We start from the raw sequence: 20,636 nt of genomic DNA on the forward strand, positions 1-20,636 counted from the left end.
AGATGTGTATAAGAGTTCTCCCCTGACTCCGGCTACCCCGTCATCAACACGGAGAAGGGCGGCTTAAAACCCACCTTCTCCCGCTCCTGGCCCGTCCAGGAGGCTCTGCCCCGGGTGAAGTGGCTCCACGGCGGCTTCCGCATCAACGTACTCCCCGGCGACGCTGAGGCAGCGGTGGAGGGGCTCACCCTCCACGACGTGCACCCCTTCGCCCGGGATATCACCGCCCGCACTGGCATCACCTTCACCTGCACCAGCCAGGACGGCTGCACGGTCATCCACGCCAAGGGCGAGGGCAGCCACGCCGCCTGGCCCGAGGGGGGCAACAACGCCGTCACCGGCCTCATCGCTCTGCTGTGCGCCCTGCCTCTGGCCGAGGGTCCCTGCAAGGAGGCCCTGAACCAGCTCAACACCCTGCTTCCCCACGGGGATTACCATGGGCGGGCCCTGGGCATCGCCCAGTCCGAGCCCATCGCCGGAGATTTGACCGTGGCTTTCACCCTGCTGGAGGTCACCGAGACCGGACTCACCGGCCGCTTTGACTCCCGGGTGCCCCTGTGCGCCACCCGCGAAAACTGCGAGAACGTGGCCCGGGCCGCTTTTGAACAGAGCGGCTTCACCTTCGAGGGCGAGCAGGAGGAGGCCCACCACACCCCCGCCGACTCTCCCTTCGTGCAGACGCTGCTGAAGCGGTACGAGGAGTACACCGGACAAAAGGGCGAGTGTCTGTCCACCGGCGGCGGCACCTACGTCCACGAGATTCCCGGCGGCGTGGCCTTCGGCTGCACCATGCCCGGGTTTGACACCCACCTCCACGGGGCGGACGAGCGGGTGAAGATTGCCGACCTGATGCTGTCGGCCAAGCTCTTCGCCCACATTATTCTGGACATGTGCGCTGAATAACCTTCTGGGGCCGCTGCACCATGCAGCGGCCCTGTTATTTTTTCGGCACACTGGGAAAAAGTTTTCCCTTCTCTTGTTTCTTTCTTCCAGCCCTCCGGCCTGGTGGGGACGCTTCCCGCTGGGGGTTCCTTTTGCCCGGTCAAAAGGAACCAAAACCCGCTTAGGGCGTTCCCCCCTAAGTACCCCCCTGGGGTACGAGGCTGGCCCTGCGTCAAGACTAGGTTCGGCCCGTCACCCTTGCTGTGGCTCCTGGTACTGCCACCACACCAGGTTACCCTGGGCAACTGGCCCTATAGACAGGCAATTTCCACGTCCGGGCCTATCCTGGAGAAGCGGCGTTCCCGCCGCCGGGAGCCTAGCTTCCGGTCGCTGGGAACAGCGGCTCACCAGGGTAAGGCCCTGGGGATAGAAGAATTGTCTGCCAGAGAAGTAGGTACTTTCTGTAGAAGTTCCACGCCATCCATGTGACCCCACCAGGCCAAGGGCCAAAACAAGGAGAACGCAGGGGCATCCAGTACCGCGGGGTGGATTCCACAAGGCGGGGGAAGGCCCCGCCTTTGGCGATTCTTTCCCCCATTTCTCATCGCTGAGAAATTGGGCCCAGCGGAGCGTCCCCACCGGGGGCGCTGGTTTCCGCCTGAGAAATCGGAGGAGAGCAAGCCCCTCAGGTCAGAGACAAAGAATTGCACCATTCTTCCCTGGCCCTTGTCAGGTGGATGTGGTACAATGAACTTAGATCTGCGGCCCGCTCGTTTGCGGGCCATTGAGGAGGTCATATTATGTTCAACTACTTCTGGTCCCGCAACGCCTCGGTGGGCATGGCGGTGCTCTACATCGCCCTGGGCCTGCCCCTGGTCCTCTTCCCCGCCGCCGTGGGCACCGCCTTTGTGTGGGCTCTGGCCATCGGCTGCGTGGTGTACGCCGTTCCCCACCTCATCCGCTACCTCCAGGGCCGAAAGGTGGGCCAGTCCTTCGGAGGCGACCTGTTTCTCACTGTTTTACCCCTGTTCTTGGCCCTGTTCGCCCTCTTCCGCCCCCATGTGATCCTCTCCTTCCTCCCCTTCGTGCTGGGTGCTCTACTGCTCATGGACGGGGTGGGGAAGCTGCCCCTGATGCTGGCGGCCATCCAGGACCACGCCCCCGGCCTGGCCTTCTGCGTCATCTCCACCCTGGTGCCCCTCATCGTGGGCCTGGTGCTCATCGTCAACCCCTTCCAGGCCGCCCAGATGGTCATCATGGTCTTTGGCATCGGCCTCATTGTGGACGGCATCGGCGACCTCATTACCGCCCTGTCCGCCCGTCACCCCTGATACCTGGAGGTCCCTTTCATGAAATACCACTCCCTGCTCCCCCGGGACCGGGCGGAGCGTCTGAATAAGCGGCTCACCGAAGGCATGATGTCCGCTTTGAAAACCATCCACTCCGCCACCTCCCCCGACTCCATGGACCCCGCCGACCTGAACCGTCAGCGCAGAGGCCAGGAGGTGCTGGGGCGGCTGGCCTCTCCCCCCATCGGCTTTAGCTGGGAGCCCTTTACCCACGAGGCCCTATCCATGGCCTGGGTGCGTCCCGAGCGAGGCCACCAGCGGCGGCGGGTCATCCTCTACTGCCACGGCGGCGGCTACACCAGCGGCAATCTGGGCTACGCCCGGGTGCTGGCGGCCAAACTCTCCGCCGCCACCGGCTGTGAGACCCTGGCCTTCCAGTACCGTCTGGCCCCGGAGCACCCCTACCCCGCAGCCTTAGAGGACGCCCTCACCGCCTGGGACTACCTGATGCACCTGGGGTATGGTGCCCGGGACGTCATCGTGGCGGGGGACTCTGCCGGGGGCAACCTGGCTTTGGAGCTGACCTTGAAGCTGAAGGAGTCCGGTCGGTTCCTGCCCGGGCGGCTGGTGCTCTTCTCCCCCTGGACCGACCTCACCGCCTCCGGGGCGTCCTACCAGAGCGCCCGGGACTTAGACCCCATGCTCACCATGAACTACATCCAGGCGGTGCGCTCCGCCTACGCCCCTCAGACCGACTGGAGCGACCCACACCTGTCCCCCCTGTTTGCCGATCTCCACGGCTTCCCCCCCACCCTCATCCACGTGGGAGAGCGGGAAATCCTCCGGGACGACTCCACCGCCCTGGCCCAAAAGCTGCGGGAGGCGGAGGTCCCCTGTGTCATCCGCACCTGGCCGGACATGTGGCACGTGTTCCAGATGTTCCCCCTGAAAAGCGCCGGGGAGGCCATGGAGCACGTGGCGGATTTTTTACAGCGCTACGACTAAAAAACTCCCCCAGCCGGGGGAGTTTTTTCATAGGTAGAGTTAACCGGAGGTTAATTACTCCGCCCTCCTGTTTAACTATCCGTCCATTGTGCATTTCTCTCAAAATTCGTATAATAAGAGTACAAAAAGCCCAAAAGGGGGTCTCTCTTATGCCCATGCACACCATCATTCAGCAGCAGCGCAAAGCCCTGGGTCTTACCCAGGAGCAGGTGGCCCGCTGCCTCAATGTGTCCACCGCCGCCGTGAGCAAGTGGGAAAACGGCCTCACCAGCCCCGACGTGGGCCTGCTGCCGCCCCTGGCCCGCCTGTTGAAGGTGGACATGAACGCCCTGTTTGAGTTTCACGAGACCCTGTCCCGCCAGGAGATTGGCCTATTTTGCAACCAATTGGCGGGCAAGGCCCCGGAGGAGGCCTTTGCCCTGGCTCAGGACAAGCTGCGGGAATTCCCCCGCGACGAATCCCTGCGCCTGAATGTGGCCCTTCTCCTGGACGGCCTGCTGGTGCAGTCCACCACAGACCACCCGGAGCTGGAGGCCCAGGTCTCCGCCTGGTACACCCAGCTGGGCCAGAGCGAGGACGAGGCCATCCGGGCCAGCGCCAACTCCATGCAGGTCAACCGCTACATCCGGCAAAATCGGCTGGATGAGGCCCAGGAGGTGCTGGACATCATCCCGGACAAGGGGGCGCTGTCCGCCGCCCTGCCGGACAAGCTGATGCTCCAGGTATCCATTGATTTAAAGCGGGGTCAGCCAGAGGAGGCCGCCCTGGCTTTGGAGCAGGCCCTATTCCAGGCGGGGACCCGGACGCAGCTGCTCTTATCCCGGCTGGTGGATGCCGAGCTGGCCAGCGGGGACGCCGACGCCGCCGGCTCCGTGGCGGAAACCTCCCAGGCCATCGCCCAGGCTCTGGAGCTGTGGCCGTACAACCAGTACACCGCCCTGTGGCAGGTGGCGGTGCACAACCGGGACGCCCAGGAGGCCCTCACCCGGTTGGAGCAGATGCTGGAGGCCTTGGAGCAGCCCTGGCGGCTGGGGGACACGGCACTGTACCGCCGCATGGCCCCCCAGGCCAAGGAGTTCCAGCCCGGGGAGCTGCGGGCCCTGCTGCTGGGTCAGCTGGAGCAGGACCCGGACCTCAGTTGGCTGCGGGAGCACCCCCGGGCCCAGGCCCTTCTCCAACGCGTTCATCCATGAGGAAACCCCCGGCGGCTCAATTCTTGAGCCGCCGGGGGTCGTATGTTTTAGAAGTGGAATCTCCGCCGCACCTCCCGGCGCAAATCCGGCCGGTAGCGGATGATGAGCAGCGGCACCATGAGGGTCACCCCCACCACCGCCACCACCAGGGACCACATGGGCCGATAGCCGCCCAAAAACAGGTCAATACACAGCTCCAGCCACAGCATCAGCACCACGCAGCTGCCCAGCACCAGCATACACCGGCTCAAAATGGACCGCAGGGGGAGGATATACCACAAAAACAAGATGACCACCGAGCACCCCCACCAGATGGGCAGGGCCAGCTGTCCCAGCCAGCTGCCCCCGTCTACCGCCAGGGCGATGACCCAGAGGAAGCCCGCCACCGCCAGCAGGTCCAGCCCCACCAGGAAGATGGAATGCAACGAGCGCAGCAGCAGCGGAAGCACCGTCCACACCCACAGCATGGCGCAGGCCCCCGCCACAATGGCGGACCAGGGCATCCCCCGCCACCAAAACAGCAGGTTGAGCACCACACAGCACAGGCCCACCACCCCGTACAGGGCGGAGAGCAGCACCGCCACCTCTCTGTGGTTTACCGGCTCCACCTCCCGCCGCTCCACGGGGAAGTTGGGTGGAATGGTGGTATCCACCGGACACACCGGGTTGACCACCGGGGTCTGGCACAGGGGACACTTGGCAGCGTCCTTGTCCAGCTCCACCCCGCAGTTGACACAGTATGACATGGCCTGTCTTCACTCCCTTCGATTGGATGTAATCTTCACGTGGAGCCCATCCTGCACCAGGGTGCGGAAAAAGTCCCGCTCCACGTCCGTCTCCTTCACCGTCCCGGCAAAGGTAATCTCCATCATGTCCCCGTAGCTGATGGAGGCGCAGTTCACCCGGGGGGTATAGGACTGGCCCAGCACCACCTCCATGTGCTGGATGTGGGGCTCCATCTCTTTGGGCACCCGGAAAGCCCCGGGGTTGGTATACGTGGTGGAATAGGGGCGGTTGCCCGCCAGACGGTACCCCAAATCCACGGCAAAGTTCTTCACCGGCACCGGAATGAGCTGGAGAGGCAAAAACCGCTGGAGAAACACGTTGCGGGTAATAACCCCCTGCATCTCCTGGCGGGTGATGTGCAGCCGCATGTGGTGATGGACCTGGGAGATGATCTCCTCCAGGGTGTAGTCCCCCAGCTCGGGGTCAATGGAGGGGCGCACCGTGAGGATGAAATTGCGCATGGTGCGGGTGGGAAAATAGGGGCGCAGGTTGATGGGGATGGCCAGGGCCACCGGCAGCTCCCGCCGCCGCCCCTCCCGGCGCTGGCGGGCCAGAATGGACTGGATGAGCACCGCCGCCAGATACTCGGTGATGGAGGCCCCATGGCCCTTGGCCACCTGGCGCAGAGCCTGCACCGACACAAAGCCCATGGTGACGTTGAGGGTATAGAAGGGCTCCGGGGTTCCGGTACAGGGGTAGGCCTTGGGCTCGGACTTGCCCAGCCGCACCCGGGACCGGGCGTACCGGGCGTAGGCGTCCTCCCACTCCTGGGGGTCCGGGGCCTCGTCCACGTCCAGAATCCCCTCCTCGTTTGGGATCTCCTCTCCCAGCTCCCGTAAGTACACCGCCAACAGGGTCTTGAAGAGCACCAGCGCCCCGCCGCCATCGGCCAGGGCGTGGAACACCTCCATGGAGATGCGGTGGCGGTAGTAGAAAAACCGGATGAGCTGGTCCTTGTTCTGAAAATACACCGGCTGGCAGGGGTTTTGAATGTCCGGCTGCAAAAAAGGCCCGGGGGTGTCGTCCGGCTCGAAGTAGTACCAGAATACCCCCTTGCGGATTTTCACATGGAAGCCGGGGAACCGGGGCATGGTGCGGTCGATGGCCCGCTGGAGGACCTGGGGGTCCACCTCCTGGGTCATGACGGCGGAGAAGCGGTACACCGCCGAATAGGTGCCGCTCTGGATGGCAGAGTACATCATGGCGGCATTATCCAGCTGAAACCAGCCCTTATCCTGTCCTCTCCATCGGCCCATACTCCCCCCTCCTTTCGTTTGCTTTATTATAATACGCCCTCCGGACCGTGGCAATACCGCAAAACCTGCCGACTGCGTTGACAGGTCCTGTACCGCCTGTTACAATGGCCTCACAGGCGGCTCCTACGCCGTCAATTCCTCTCAAGGGGGTTTTACAAATGGGACTCATCAATAAACTGGGCGGCTCCATGCTGCAAGGGATGGCTGGAAATCTCAACGAGGTCTCCCCCGAGGCCCTGAACCAGGAGTTCGGCATGTATCTCATGGACGGCGAGACCATCGCCATGGGATTCCGGCTCATCCGGGACGTGGTGATTTTCACCGACAAGCGCATCATCGACTTTGACAAGCAGGGCGCCACCGGCGTGAAAATGCGGGTGGACTCCATCAACCTGAGCACCATCATCCACGTCTCTGCGGAGACGGCGGGCTTTGGCGCCGACGACAGCGAGATCAATGTCCACTACATCGCCTCCCCCTACTTCAAGTGCAGCGGCGGCGTGGAAGTGGCGGAAAAGAAGTTCGAGTTCCCCAAGAAATACAACATCCAGCCCCTGTACAAGTACCTGCAGGAGATCGCCTACCACAACCACGAGACCCTGAACCACTAAAGAGCAAAAAACACCCCGGAGAACGAAGTTCTCCGGGGTGTTCTGCGTTTTCTGGGGATTAGCCGATGGCAATGGTGGTGCTTCTGGGCAGCTCCTTCTTCACATGCTTGGGCATGGACAGCTTGAGGATACCGTCCTCATACTTGGCGGAGATGTCCTGGGGCTCCACATCCCCCACGTAGAAGCTGCGGCTGCAAGCGCCCACATACCGCTCCTGGCGGATGTACTTGCCCTTCTTGTCCTCCTCGTCCTTGTCCAGACCCTTGGCGGCCTGGATGGTCAGATAGCCGTCCTTCAAATCCACCTGGATTTCGTCCTTCTTAAATCCGGGCAGATCCACGTCCAGCTCATAGCTGTTCTCGGTCTCCCGCACGTCGGTCTTCATCAAGTTCTTGGCGTGCTTGCCGTACAGAGGGTTGCGGCCGTTCCACATGGGGAACATCCCAAAGTCATCACCAAAGAAATCATCAAACAAATTCTCACCAAAAATGCTGGGCAACATAAGTCATTCCTCCATTCGTTGCATTCATTGATGCCCTGCGGGAGAAGCTCTTTCGAGCCCCTCCTTTTGGAACAATTATGTTATAACACCGTCAATTAGCACTGTCAAGGTGAGAGTGCTAATGTTTACATGTTATGTGATGTTTGTTCATAAAATATGCGATTTCTCCCGGTGGGCTCACCGCACTCTCCCATTCGCTCAAAAAAGCACGGCCAGCTGGCCGTGCTTTTTCGTTCGGAATTAGCTGCGGCGCTTACGGCTCACATAGGCCACACCCGCCAGCAGGCTCACCGAACCCAGGAGCGTGGCCACGCACACCATCATCTGGGCGGAGTCGCCAGTCTGAGGTACACGGTCTGGCTTCTGGGTAGCCTGGGGCTTGTCGGTGGCCTCAGGCTCCTGAGACGTTTCGGGCTGATCCGAGGGCTGTGTCTCCCCCTGGGCAGTGAGGCCTTCCATGGCGCTCTGGAGCGCAGCCACAGCGGCGTCCACCGTCTTCTGGTCCTCCTCGGACAGAGTGGCGTCGGCCATCACCGCCTGGGCATTGGCCAGAGCCGAGCGGAAGGTGGCCACGGACTGGGCGGTGTAGCCGGTGAGGTCCATGCCCTCAGCCTTACCGATGAGGCCTTCCAGGATGTCCTTGTTGGCCTTGAAACGCTGGGCCAAAATGGCGTCCAGCAGGGCGTCGGTGGCGTTGTCCACGTCCTCCTGCATGGCGTCGCCGCTGGCGGCCACGTTCTTGGCCGCTGCCAAAGCGTCCACCAGCTGCTGCCAGTTGGTCTCCACGTACTTGTCGGCCTGGTCCATCATGGCCTCAGCGCGCTGGATGACCAGGTTGAGCATGGTCTTGTCGCCCTGAGTCAGGCCCAGCCCCCAAATCCCGTTGAGCAGGTTGTCCCAAGCGGTATTCACCTGGTCCTGCGTGGCGTTCTTATCTTCCATTACGGCCTTGGCCTCAGTGAGAGCCTTCTCAAAGGCAGCCTTGGCGGAGTCGGTGACACCAGTGGTGTCCAGACCCTCGGCGTAAGCGATGGTCTTCTCCAGCAGGGTCTTGTTCACCTCGCTGGGCTCAGGCGCCTCCACCAGGGCCTCCATGGCCTGGGTCAGAGCCATCACCGCAGCGTCCACCTCCGCCTGGGTGGCCTGGGCATTGTCCAGCACTGCCTGAGCTTCCGCCATGGCCTTCTCCACCCCTGCAAAGCTGTCGGCGGTGTAGTCCTCAGCCTGGAGGGCACGGGCCTGGGCCAATGTCTGCTCCAGCTGGGTCTTGTCCACCACCTGGGCGGGCACCTTCACCACCGCAAAGGCATGGGCGGGGATGTTGACCACCGGCACACTGCCCAGCTCCACAGTCTCGGTCTCCACATGTACCTTGTCCGGGTCCTCCGGGGTGTTCTCGTCTGCAATGCCATCGGTGGCCAGGTACTGGACCTCCACCGACCGCCCAGCCAGGTCCATGCCCGGAATCTCCAGCTGAATGTTGTAGTCGTTGAGACGGTCCACGTTCACCATGGCCAGATAGACGTTGCCCTGGTCATCCTTGCTGGCCAGCACGGACACCGCTGTGACGTTGTTCTGGGTCTTGGGGGAGTCCATCTGGGTGCTAACCACATGGTCGCCAAATCCGGAATTGAGCATTTGGAACACATGGGCAGAGGGGGTGGAGAAGTAGGTAAACTCACCCTCTCCGGTGGTGGTACTCGCTCCCTCCTGGGGCACCACCTGAATCACCGCCTGCTGGGTGGGGCCCAGAGAGTCGGCCTCATCCTGATACCAGTCGGACAGGCAATGCTTCTGGATGTAGGGGCTGCCCAGATTCACATACTCCATCATCACCTTGGCGATGTACAGGGCATGGGTCTGGGAGCGTACCTGGGACTCGGTGTTGTAGTGGATGCCGAACTCGCTGACCACGGGCACCTTGCCCTCGGGCAGCTTGGAGGCAAAATTCTTCACCGGGTTGACGCCGCTGCCCTCGGTCTTGAGCATGGCGTTGTCATAGAACTCCTCGGGGGTGCTGCCGCTCACGGTGCCGGAATAGGGGTGAACCACCACGCCGTCGTACAGGTCGTTGTAACCGCCGGCAGCCATCTTGTTGACAAAGCCCTCGGTCTCATAGCCTGCGTAGACAAAAATCTCCTGGTCGGTGCCGTTGAGGCGGTTGATCTCGTCCATGGTATCCCGCATGGCCTGGGATACGTCCACGAAACCGTCCCGGTCCACGCTGTAGGTGGCGTAGATGTTCTGTCCCTTGGGGGGAATCTTGCCGTGCACGCCGTCACCGAACTGGATGGAGCCGTTGGCGTAGTTGACCACACAGTGGGTGTCCTCAGGCCCGGAACTCTCCAGGCTGTCCACCACGGTCCACTCTGCCGGGTTGTCGTCCGGCCCCACAAAGACCCGGACACCGTCGTTGACCGCCCGGAAGTCGGGGTCATCCACAATTTTCCCATCCTCACCCATGATTCCGGGGTTCAGATTGGCATAGCGCAGGAAGCGCACCAAGTTGGCGCTGCCGTCGGACCGAGAGGCCACCTTGTTCCAGTCCTCCTCGTCCACGGTGTACCGCTTGTTGATGTTGGCCACGCCGCCGTTGATGTAAGCGTTTTCACGGCCGCCGTCCACATACAGAGTCCAGTAGCCCTGGGAATAGACGCCATCATCTCTCTGGGCATCGGGGCCCAGGTGCATCTCGTTGCCGATTTCAAAATAGCGTACGTTGTAGGGTTCCACATGGCCATTGGCCGCCCGGACATCCGCCCAGGCAATGCCGCCGTTGGGGTTGGTGCCCACCTCGGCATTCATATACTCCACCAGGTCGGCGGCGTCCTGCGCACTGCCACGGCCCAGGCTGTAGACATAGATCAGCTCAGAGCCCATTTCATCGGCAAAATCTGCGGCCTCGCCCAAGCCAAAGTTGGGGGCGATGCCGGTCTGATTGCCGCTGTTATACAGGCCGTGAATCTGATTTTTCCGGCTCTCCTTGTCTCCCAGGGTGGTTCTCCAGTTGAACAGGTTGGAGATGGTGCCGCCGGGGTAGCGGATGGAGCCGAAGCCCGCCTGCTGATACAGCGCAGCGAACTCCTCGTTCATCTTCATGGTCTCGGAATCAAAGGTACCGTAACCATTGTAGGAGTAACGGTGGTTGATGCCGAAGATGCTGTCGGCATCAATCTCCCGCTGGATGTCGTCCAGATTCACCGTCAGCTTCAGGGGCATGGCGGCCCGATAGTTGGCAATGGCCTCCTCCAGGGCGGCACAGGCCGCCTTCATCTGGGCCAAGTCTGCGGTGAGGTCCGCCCCGTCCAACGCCTGTTTCAGGGCCACCGCCACGGCATCATCCTGGTTCAGGCTGCCGCTGTCATACAGGGTCTGACCCTGGGTCACCAGCTCCTGGAGCTGCTGACGGCACAGCTGGGTCCCCTTGTCGGCGTACACCGCCCAGGCCTCCTCATCGGTGAGTACCCGGTTGTAGACGTAGAACTCGTCCACATCCCCCCGCATGGGGTGGGGATTCTTGTTCCCCGCCGTCTTGTGGGCACCCAAACGCAGGGTCAGCACCTGATCAATGGCGTTGTCCGTCAGGGCCTGCTGGCTGTCCAGCTCCCCGTTGATGTAGAACTTTACCTGGCGGCTGTTCTGGTCAATGGTAATGGTAATGTGCTCCCAGCCCCCCTTGACCACGGTGCGTTGGGAGACCACATCGGTGCCGTTGACGTAGGTATGGTACTTGCCATCCCCCCGCAGCGTCAGCACAGACCGCCCGCTCCCCTCATGCTGGAGCATCACCGTGGAGGCGGCGCTGTCGTCCCCGGTGATGGTGGTGTCATAGCGGTACCACATGGAGAAGGAGGTGGCCCCCGCTCCCGTATTGATGTAGTCCTCCAGCTTCATAAAGTTGTCTACCCCTGCGCCGAACCGCAGCACCTGCCCAAATACCGGGTTGCCGCTGTCCGTCAATTGGACGCCGTTCCCCTGTAAGGTGGCCGTGGTGCGATCCCCTTGGTCACTGACCAGAGAGTCAAAGCTCCAGTGGTCTTTGAGTCCCTGGGTAGGGTACCCGGACTGGGCATGGGCGCGGAGCCCATAGGGCAGCAGCAGCCCACAAATCAGGGCAGCCGCCACCACAGAACGAACCTTTCTTCTCCTCATACAATTTCCCTCTCCTTTTCCTTTTTATGCAAGAATGCTAAAATGGCAAGGTTTTTTCAGCTCCTTTTAAGCTGATTCATTTAATCTTATCATACCCCTCTGGCAATGTCAAAATGTATCGTCTCTCAGGAATGCGTACCGAGCATCCAATCTGCCATTGACTTTTCCACACGCCCGGCGTATAATGTGCAAAACTTCCAGGAGGTGTGACAATGCTGCGCTGCTGTGTGAACTGCATGAATATGCCTCAGTCCGATATGCCCCATGGCATCGGGCTTGCATTGTCATACTCTTTTTCCCAATAACCCCCGAAACACCGTTGAGAGAAGAGACGCAGTGCAAGCCAGACCCTGCAAAGGGTAGCTTGCACTGCTTTTATTTTATGGAAAGGACTGATTCTATGCCCACCCACCGAGGAACCCAGACCATTGAGACCCCCCGGCTCATCCTCCGCCGGGCCACCGTAGACGACGCCCAGGCCATGTTTGATAACTGGGCCTCTGACCCCCAGGTGACCCGCTATCTCATGTGGCCGGCCCACACCAGCACAGACATCACCCGTCAGGTGCTCCAGAGTTGGGTGAATGGCTACCAGCAGGACAACTTCTACCAGTGGCTCATGGTACACAAGGACTTGGGCCAGCCCATCGGCAGCATCAGCGGCATGAACCCCAACGACCTGCTCTCCTGCGTGGAGCTGGCCTACTGCATTGGTCAGCCCTGGTGGCACCAGGGCCTCACCACCGAAGCGGTGGAAGGGGTGATCCGCTACCTGTTTGAAACCTGCGACTTCAACCGCATCACCGCCAAACACGACACCCGCAATCCCCACTCCGGCGGTGTCATGCAAAAGTGCGGCATGACCTGCGAGGGCACCTCCCGGGAATCGGACTACAACATCCAGGGGATTTGCGACACCGTCCACTATGCCATCTTAAAACGTCAATGGAACCGCCCCAAGGACTTCACGGAGGGGCTTGTATACGAAAACGACACCCAACTGGTGCAAGACCTGTACCGCCGCCTGGATGAAAGCCGGCGCCTCACCCGCTCCCAGGCCGCCCGGGTGGAGTTTCTCACCACCGTGCGCTACATAGAGCGCTATCTCACTCCGGGGGCAAAAATTCTGGATATCGGGGCCGGGGCGGGCGAATACAGCCTGTATTTCGCCCGAAAGGGGTACCAGGTGTCCGCTCTGGAGCTGTCCGAGGCCAACCTAGCCGCTTTCCGGGCCAAACTGACCCCTGAGGACAACATTGACCTGGCGCAGGGCAACGCCCTGGACCTCAGCCGCTACCCGGACCATTCCTTTGACCTTGTGCTTCTCTTTGGCCCCCTGTACCACCTGCACAGCCAGGCCGATAAACTCCGCTGCATTCAGGAGGCCAAACGGGTGTGCAAACCGGATGGAACGCTGTTTTTCGCCTTCATTGCCAACGACATGGTCATCCTCACCATGTTCCACGAGGAGCCGGACTATTTCGTCCACGGCGCCTACGACAAGGAGACCTTCCGCTGTGACGACTTCCCCTTTGTCTTCCACACCGTGGACGCCTGTCGGGAGCTGCTGCGGGAGGGCGGCGTAAAGGTGCTCCATGAGGTGGCCTCGGACGGGGTCAGCGAGCTGCTCCAGGAGAAGATCAACGCCATGGACCCGGACAGCTACGCCCAGTATCTGCGGTATCACTTCTACACCTGCGAGAAGCCGGAGCACCTGGGAGCTTCCAACCACCTGCTGTTTGTGGGAAAGGCATAGGGCATTGGGCTGCGGTCCGTCAAAAACGGATCTATCTCATACACCAGTAAATTCATTTTGACATTTTGTCCACTCCGTGCTATACTCCCACGTAGGAATAAGTGGTGGAGTCTGTCATAGAGTGCTTGGATGCATCTCTATTTATTCCAAAGGGGATTTTAATCAAAATTAGTATAATTCTTGATTAAGAGAATAAGACAGCTCTTCTAGGGGGGAGACTGTCTTTTTTTGCGTTTTAAAAGGTTCTTTCGTATCCTTTTGGCGCATCTACGGACGGGATTGTATCAAACTTCACGCCACTTGTTACCGTGCAGTTTACACTTGGAGTAGTCTTTCCCAGGATTGAAGCGATGGACGAACCGCCATCGTTCCAAGCATAACCACGATGAACATGTGGGTTTCCCAGACCTGGGATCGTACTGAGGCGGATGATATGTAATTTGATGACCTCTTGATGGGATGACAATGAGTGCAGACAGAACGATCCATTTGGTGGTGCTGCGGAGACTTTATTCCGTGGCCATACCATTCATTCACAGAGCGCAGGATGGACAAATGTTTATCAGCGTTCTGTTTTTTTGGAGCTGCTTGTTCCATCGTCATGGCTCATCTCTGGACTGGTCTTTTTGTATTTCCAATTATCGTGTTCCATCTCATCCTGTCGTCTGGAACAAGTGTAGGAGGTGAAAATACCACATCTGTCGGTACAGATGGAATCCTATCGTCGTACCACAAATCCATGTTCAGTGCGAACACTGCTCAAGATGGAAAGGGGCGTATTCTGCCGGAATGATTACCGGCCGTCATTATGGAAAAACTGATGATTCAATTCAAAAAACAGCCACCGGGAAGACTGATTGCTGCCGGATTTGCAATGCTTATCCTGTTTGGGGCAGTTCTTCTCCTTCTTCCTCTGTCCGTGAGAGGCGACGCGGAGGTACACGTTATTGATGCTCTTTTTACCTCCACCAGTGCAGTTTGTGTGACAGGTCTCATTGCAATTGATGTGGCAGATCACTTCACTACTTTTGGTCAAGCTGTCGTTGCCGTTTTGATTCAGGTTGGCGGTTTAGGCGTTACATCCATTGGTGTGGGTTTGATCTTGGCCGCACGAAAGAATGTGGGTCTCAAAGGGCGTATTTTGCTCAAAGAAGCCTTAAATATCGAGGGAATCAAAGGCATGATCCGTTTGGTGAAGTCTATTTTGCTTATGACGCTGTGCTTTGAACTGATGGGTATTGTCTTGAGTTTTCTTGTATTTGTTCAGGACTATCCTGTGCTGAAAGCCCTTTGGATCAGCATATTTCATTCCATCGCAGCTTTTAACAACTCTGGTTTTGATATTTTAGGCGGGCTGAGAAACCTCATCCCTTACCAGAACAACATTCTTTTGAATCTGACCACAAGCGGACTTATCATTTTTGGTGGATTGGGTTTCCTTGTGATTTTAGACGTCTTGAAAAAGAGATCTTTTCGCAAACTAACCCTTCACTCCAAAGTGGTTTTAACCACAACGCTCACTCTGCTTGTGGCGGGTACGTTACTATTAAAGGCCACGGAGGATATCACCTGGCTTGGAGCCTTTTTCCAGAGCGTATCTGCACGAACAGCTGGTTTTTCTACTTACCCCATTGGCGAATTTACAAATGCCGGTCTGTTCACCCTCATTATTTTGATGTTTATTGGCGCTTCCCCCGGGTCTACCGGCGGCGGTATCAAAACAAGCACGTTCTTCGTCTTATCGCAGCACGTACGAAGCCTGTTCACAAAAAGGCATATCAGTGCCTTCCGGCGCAACATCCCGTCGGAAGTCTTTTCCAAGGCCTGCACCATTTCATTGCTTTCCCTTCTACTCGTATGTGTGGGAACATTTTTCCTTTGTGTGCTGGAGCCGGAGTACAGCTTTGTCCAACTGCTATTTGAAGAAGTGTCCGCGTTCGGTACTGTGGGCCTTTCTACCGGCATTACGCCGACTCTGAGTGTAGCAAGCAAGTTAATTTTGATTTTCACCATGTTTGCTGGACGAGTGGGCACGTTTACCCTGCTGACAATGTGGATTGATCGTCCAGCCCCCAGCGTTCGTTATACAGAAGAATCCGTTTCGATCGGATAAATAAGGAGAAAATACCGATGAAAAGAAAAGACTACGCAAGCAGCTATGGAGTGATTGGTCTTGGACGGTTTGGCATGGCCCTTGTGGAATGCCTTTCCTCCGCCGGAAAAGAAGTCATTGCCATTGACAAAGAAGAGTCTCGTGTGCGGGAAGCACGCCGTTTCACAGAAATGGCTCTGGTTGTGGAGAACCTGGATCAAGAGGCGCTGGAAGAAGCAGGCATCCGAAACTGCGACGTCGTGGTGGTGTGTATTGGAGAAAGAATCGATGTCAGCATCCTTGTCACCATGACCGTGCTGAAAATGGGGATTGCTCATGTTATCTCAAAAGCCACCAGCTTTATTCATGGGGAGGCACTCAAGCAGTTAGGTGCTTCTGTGGTTTTCCCTGAACGAGATATGGCAATCCGCCTTGGAAAAGGGTTAATTTATGACAGTTTCCTGGACTCTGTCGCCTTAGGCGGAGATGCCGAAGTTCGGAGAATCCTGGTGACCAAAAAGCTCATCGGCACCTCAATCCAGGATATGAACATCCGTCATCGCTACGGGGTAAACATCATTGCAATCGAACACGATGGCCATACAAATGTAAACTTCAACGCGGACTATTTCTTCCGCGAGGGCGATGCCATTTGTATCGTGGGGCAGAGCAAAAACGTAGAATATTTTGAAAAGGACATTCATTGATTGCACATATGAAAATGAAGAACATTTGGGAGAAATATATTTCGGTTGCCGCAAAGGGATTCGTCATCGGAGGGACCATGCTGGTTCCCGGTGTCAGCGGTGGTTCGATGGCAATGATTCTTGGTATATACTCCTCTCTCATTTCCGCTGTCAGTTCATTTTACCAGAGAAAAAAGGATAGCTTTTGTTTCCTCTTTACATTTTGCATCGGTTCCGTCATCGGAATGGCACTGCTTGCCAATCCCATCTCCGATTTAATTGACGCATTTCCCAAACCGATGATGTATTTCTTTATCGGTGCAGTGGTCGGGGGCATCCCCATGATGTTTCGAGAAGCGAAAATTCAGAGTTTTTCATGGAAAGTACCTGTTTATATCCTTCTCGGGATGCTAATGGTTTGTGCGATCTCCATTCTTCCGTTGAACTCAGAAAGCATCGAGCAATCCAATGGGATATTCGAACTTCTGCTTCTGTTTTTTGCGGGAATCATTGCTGCAATCGCCCTGCTCCTCCCAGGCATCAGTATATCCTATCTTTTGCTGCTGCTGGGACTGTACAGCAAGACGATCACTGCGATCAAAGCCCTCCAATTCTCCTTTTTACTCCCCATGGCACTGGGCGGCCTGGTTGGTATTATCCTAATGGCCAAACTGTTGGAAAAAGCGATGGCCCGCTATCCACAAGTGACCTATTTAGTGATTCTTGGCTTTATTCTTGGTTCAGTGGTCAGCATTTTCCCTGGACTTCCCACTTTGAGTGAACTATTGAGCTGCTCCATCGCCATTTGTGGTGGATTTGCGGCGATATATTTTTTACCAAGCAGTTGCCCGGACGACGGGCCTCATACCATAAGCGAACAGCATGCTTAATCACGTTATCATGCAAACACAACGAGAGGCCGCCCAGAAATCGGGCGACCTCTCGTTGTCTATTGCTCTTAAACAAAGCATTCCCCATCCACGGAACACACCACACGTTGTTCTCTCAGTCTCGTTTTGAGAAACCCAATATGGTCACATAGATGCCTACCAGCATTGCCCCTGTAAGCCTCTGTGTCCCCTTCTTCGGCGCAGGGCCATATTCTCCCCCACCTAGGGCGGCTCTGCCCAATTTAAGCGGCTTTCAAGGACACTGGCAGCGGCCACCATGGGCAGCTTTATGGCACAAGTGATGTAAAGCAGAGAGAAAAAGCCGGACAGGAATCATGACCTTCCTATCTGGCACTCTTTGACCCACACCATAAAATCAAATTTACAAACAAAAAAGCCTCGAAAACCGAAGTTTTCAAGGCTTTTTGGAGCTGCTAGGCAGATTCGAACTGCCGACCTCATCCTTACCAACTGACTGGGAGCCATTCATGGGCTGCTTTTCGGCCCTTTCCTGCCCACTTTGCTCCACAGGGCCGTGGTGGGCGGCACTGTTGTGTCCGTTGGTTCCAGCTGCTCCTTTCCCCGTGTGGGTCAGGATGTGGGTCACGGTAATCGGGGATGTCCGTCCCGCTTCAGCTCTGTGGCGCAAACCTTTCTTCTGTGCTATACTGTGCTCAATACTTATGTGAGGTGGTCACATGAATCAGGAACTTTTCCATGAGATGCAACGTTTCTATGACCGATTAGAGACAAGATCGGGGCAACTATTCCACGCCCTGTTTCACAGGGTCTTTGAATTGGAAGTAGGATGGTATGGTGGTCACTATCACAAAAACGAAGATGGAACCTGGATAAGAGAAGCCTATCCTATTCCGGTGATTGGGGTGAAAGGCTTTTGCGATATTGAAGTGCAACCGGATCACATTTCCGTATCCACAAAACTAAGGCGTTCCACTGCTCTGAACTATTCTTTTAACAAGTTTGCGGAATATGACTTTGAAGCCTACGGCGTGGAGGACTACCTGGCCGACTTCTATCACCCCGGACAGACCATAGAGGAGCTCAAAGAGAATCTCCTTGCCTGCAACGAACCGGAACTTGGGTTTTCCTTCACCCTCCCCTTTGATGTGGATGGGGCGGAAATCCTGGAACTGGTGCAGTTGCTGAGGCGGGAAGGGTTTTACTACTGAGGAAATTCACAGTCCGCCCCGGTGCCCAAAAGGGTGCCGGGGCGGACTCAGACTGTCAAAAGCCTCACATATATGCAAGAAAAATATATTTTCTTGCATCATCCACAAAGCCCTCGGCAGAGTTTTCCCGCCGGGGGCGGGAAAATAAATTAAAATCCGTTTTTTCCGGGGACATGTGCATCGGAAAAAACACTTCTCAGCCCGCCAGTGTGGAATCGGGTCGCCCTTTGACCCGATTATGCATGCAGCGGGCTGCAACTCCTCGAAAAAATGCTGGCATTTTTGAGAAGCGTGTCGAACTTTTTCGACACGCAGAGTCCGCCCCGGTGCCCAAAAGGGTGCCGGGGCGGACTGCGCCGTAAATTTTTTCTTTTTGGTTGCAACACTTTTCCCTCCCCATCCGTTATCCAAGCAGAAAGGGGGCGAACTTCATTGTGGGAAGATTTATACGAAGGGTATCAAACCGAATTGCTGGCCTACGGCACACGCATGACCGGCAGCAAGGAGTTGGCGGAAGATTTGGTACAGGAGACCTTTATCAAAGCTCTGATCCACGCCAGTACAGTGACCGATTTATCGCCCAGTCAACAGCGGGCATGGCTCTATCGGACCTTCAAAAACCTATTCTTTGACCGCTGCCGTCGGGCCGTTCTGGAGCAGGAGTATCTGCACAGCGTCCAACTGCCCCTGTGGGAGCCATCCGGCATCCCCGAGGTGGAGACCGCCATGCTGCTCCAGAGCGTCGCCCCACAGGACCGGACCATCTTTCAGCTGCGCTATTTCGACGGCTACACCGCCCAGGAGATTTCCCAGATGTTGAACATCCCCCCGGGCACCGTCCGGTCCAAACTGTCCCGGTGTCGGAAGTACCTGAAACAACAACTACAACCATAGAGGAGGAATGGAATATGGCTAAGAACCTGATTGTCAACTGCGCCACCTGTGACGCCAGAACCATGCAGGAGGAGAACTACGCCCACTACGAGACCATTGTCATCAACAGCGCCGCCTTGCTCACCAGCCCCGAGGGAAAAGCGGTGATGAGCAAGCTGCCCGCTACCCTGAACTGTGCCAACGTGTTGGAAGTGGCCAGAGACGTGCATCTGCGGGCCATCAATGGCAAGCACGAGATTCACGACAGTGACGCCGTCTCCCCCACTCCCTTTTACCTGGTGGTCAATGGGGTGCTCACCATCCACCCCCACACCCAGAAGCAGCTGGAGCACTGCGTGGGCATCACGGTCAACGGCACCCTCACCTGCCCGGAGAGCATGTATGCCACCCTGGCCGATGTCAGCGTCAACGGCGCTACCACCTGCTACCCCGACGGGGCCATCGTCCTCAAGCGCAACGCCGTCATCGACAAAGTGTTCGCCCTCCGGGCCAAGAACAGCCTGTACTGGTCTGCCCGTCGGATGATTATGGTGGACCCCCAGCTGGATGGCGCTTCCTTGCGCAGTAAGGGCGCTTCCTTCCGCTCCAAAGAGGTGATCGTGGCCCAGTCCAAGGCGGGGGAGCTGGTGGACCTGATTGACGAGCAGGCCCAGCTCATCCTGGTTCCCGACCACACCGCCGTGGTGCTGGATGATATCACCCTGGACGAGTCCACCGTGGGGCGCTACGGCAAGAAGCTATATGTCATCGGAGATGTGACCGTCCCCCAACAGAACGCCGCCTTGGAAGGGCTGGAGTACCTGAACGTCCAGGGCGATATCAAGGTGCCCCAGGAGCACAAAGACCAGCTGCTCTCCGTTTTGACCGAGGTGTCCGGGGCCGTGAAGGTGACCCAGCCCAAAGGGACCGTGGTGGAGGACAAGCCCTATGTGAAGATCACCAAGTGGATGTTGGAGCAGCAGCCCAAGGGCATCCTGGTCAGCGACTGCGCCTTCGTCCATATCGCCGACGACATTCCCCGGGAGTGGATTATGGAACGGCTGCACATTGAGGACTGCGCCGTGGTGCAGTGCTGCGAGGCGCTGGAGGACGCCGTGGCCATGATCTGTGAAGATGTGGCCCAAGTGGGGCACGCTGACCACATGGACGGCGGCGGCATCGGCGACACCATCAAAGCCGCCCTGGGCGGTATCAAGGGGGCGCTGGACACCAAAGTCATCAACGCCACCCAGTACGTGCTGTAAAGCATACGCAACAAAATGGGCCTGTTGCAAAATAGGCCAGAACAACAAAACGAGAGGCTAACCTTTTTGGGGGTTGGCCTCTCGTTTCATTTGCTTTACAATTTGTTTGTGAAGACAAATTATAACAAGCAAGATCAGTGTACCGTATATGAGTGCCACGGTCAACTGGTATTTGCATTGAACTCACAAAAAATATTACCGGAGAACG

General features: G+C 57.6%; 16 protein-coding genes. 12 read left to right on the forward strand and 4 right to left on the reverse strand.

Going from position 1 to position 20,636, the window contains the following annotated elements:
• Positions 1 to 114: 114 nt before the first annotated feature.
• The 4 genes from B5F22_RS11065 (at position 115) to B5F22_RS11080 (ending at position 4,369) form a co-directional block, all read left to right on the forward strand.
• Positions 115 to 903: a M20/M25/M40 family metallo-hydrolase gene (locus B5F22_RS11065; RefSeq protein ID WP_087392594.1), complete on the forward strand. Its 789-nt coding sequence runs from the start codon at positions 115 to 117 to the stop codon at positions 901 to 903.
• Between the two features lie 779 nt (positions 904 to 1,682).
• Positions 1,683 to 2,213 carry a DUF308 domain-containing protein gene (locus tag B5F22_RS11070; RefSeq protein ID WP_087392595.1) on the forward strand — a complete coding sequence of 177 codons (531 nt, stop codon included), beginning with the start codon at positions 1,683 to 1,685 and terminating at the stop codon, positions 2,211 to 2,213.
• 18 nt (positions 2,214 to 2,231) lie between these two features.
• On the forward strand, positions 2,232 to 3,176 hold the full coding sequence (locus B5F22_RS11075) for an alpha/beta hydrolase (protein ID WP_087392596.1): 945 nt from the start codon (positions 2,232 to 2,234) through the stop codon (positions 3,174 to 3,176).
• Between the two features lie 149 nt (positions 3,177 to 3,325).
• Complete coding sequence (locus B5F22_RS11080) at positions 3,326 to 4,369, forward strand: helix-turn-helix transcriptional regulator (protein WP_087392597.1); 1,044 nt, start codon at positions 3,326 to 3,328, stop codon at positions 4,367 to 4,369.
• A gap of 47 nt (positions 4,370 to 4,416) precedes the next feature.
• On the opposite strand, the gene B5F22_RS11085 is transcribed toward B5F22_RS11080, so the two are convergent.
• Together B5F22_RS11085 and B5F22_RS11090 are read right to left on the reverse strand one after the other, a co-directional pair.
• Entirely contained in the window at positions 4,417 to 5,115 is a 699-nt protein-coding gene (locus B5F22_RS11085) for a DUF6320 domain-containing protein (protein WP_087392598.1), read from the reverse strand.
• A gap of 9 nt (positions 5,116 to 5,124) precedes the next feature.
• A complete protein-coding gene (locus B5F22_RS11090) occupies positions 5,125 to 6,411 on the reverse strand; it encodes a hypothetical protein (RefSeq protein WP_087392599.1) in 1,287 nt (428 codons plus the stop codon).
• A gap of 158 nt (positions 6,412 to 6,569) precedes the next feature.
• Here B5F22_RS11090 and B5F22_RS11095 point away from each other — a divergent pair, with 158 nt between their 5' ends.
• Positions 6,570 to 7,022, forward strand: a complete 453-nt coding sequence (locus B5F22_RS11095; RefSeq protein WP_087230627.1) for a PH domain-containing protein — start codon at positions 6,570 to 6,572, stop codon at positions 7,020 to 7,022.
• Positions 7,023 to 7,080: 58 nt separating this feature from the next.
• On the opposite strand, the gene B5F22_RS11100 is transcribed toward B5F22_RS11095, so the two are convergent.
• Together B5F22_RS11100 and B5F22_RS11105 are read right to left on the reverse strand one after the other, a co-directional pair.
• Entirely contained in the window at positions 7,081 to 7,524 is a 444-nt protein-coding gene (locus B5F22_RS11100) for an Hsp20/alpha crystallin family protein (RefSeq protein ID WP_087392600.1), read from the reverse strand.
• 240 nt (positions 7,525 to 7,764) lie between these two features.
• Complete coding sequence (locus B5F22_RS11105) at positions 7,765 to 11,676, reverse strand: LamG-like jellyroll fold domain-containing protein (RefSeq protein WP_087392601.1); 3,912 nt, start codon at positions 11,674 to 11,676, stop codon at positions 7,765 to 7,767.
• Positions 11,677 to 12,076: 400 nt separating this feature from the next.
• Between B5F22_RS11105 and B5F22_RS12855 the strand changes: the two genes are divergently transcribed.
• The 7 genes from B5F22_RS12855 to B5F22_RS11140 all read left to right on the forward strand — a co-directional run bounded on the left by B5F22_RS12855 (position 12,077) and on the right by B5F22_RS11140 (position 20,428).
• Positions 12,077 to 13,432: a GNAT family N-acetyltransferase gene (locus B5F22_RS12855; RefSeq protein ID WP_343223949.1), complete on the forward strand. Its 1,356-nt coding sequence runs from the start codon at positions 12,077 to 12,079 to the stop codon at positions 13,430 to 13,432.
• 820 nt (positions 13,433 to 14,252) lie between these two features.
• Positions 14,253 to 15,545, forward strand: a complete 1,293-nt coding sequence (locus B5F22_RS11115) for a TrkH family potassium uptake protein (protein WP_343223950.1) — start codon at positions 14,253 to 14,255, stop codon at positions 15,543 to 15,545.
• 17 nt (positions 15,546 to 15,562) lie between these two features.
• A complete protein-coding gene (locus B5F22_RS11120; RefSeq protein WP_087257259.1) occupies positions 15,563 to 16,231 on the forward strand; it encodes a TrkA family potassium uptake protein in 669 nt (222 codons plus the stop codon).
• Between the two features lie 8 nt (positions 16,232 to 16,239).
• The gene (locus B5F22_RS11125; RefSeq protein WP_242955120.1) at positions 16,240 to 17,100 is read left to right on the forward strand and encodes a DUF368 domain-containing protein; all 861 of its coding nucleotides are present in this window, start codon (positions 16,240 to 16,242) and stop codon (positions 17,098 to 17,100) included.
• Between the two features lie 698 nt (positions 17,101 to 17,798).
• Positions 17,799 to 18,290 carry a hypothetical protein gene (locus B5F22_RS11130; RefSeq protein ID WP_087392603.1) on the forward strand — a complete coding sequence of 164 codons (492 nt, stop codon included), beginning with the start codon at positions 17,799 to 17,801 and terminating at the stop codon, positions 18,288 to 18,290.
• A 432-nt stretch (positions 18,291 to 18,722) separates the two neighbouring features.
• On the forward strand, positions 18,723 to 19,184 hold the full coding sequence (locus B5F22_RS11135; RefSeq protein ID WP_087230636.1) for an RNA polymerase sigma factor: 462 nt from the start codon (positions 18,723 to 18,725) through the stop codon (positions 19,182 to 19,184).
• Between the two features lie 14 nt (positions 19,185 to 19,198).
• Entirely contained in the window at positions 19,199 to 20,428 is a 1,230-nt protein-coding gene (locus B5F22_RS11140) for a hypothetical protein (RefSeq protein ID WP_087392605.1), read from the forward strand.
• Positions 20,429 to 20,636: the final 208 nt, after the last annotated feature.

The organism is Pseudoflavonifractor sp. An187 (assembly GCF_002160275.1).
GTDB lineage: Bacteria > Bacillota > Clostridia > Oscillospirales > Oscillospiraceae > Enterenecus > Enterenecus faecium.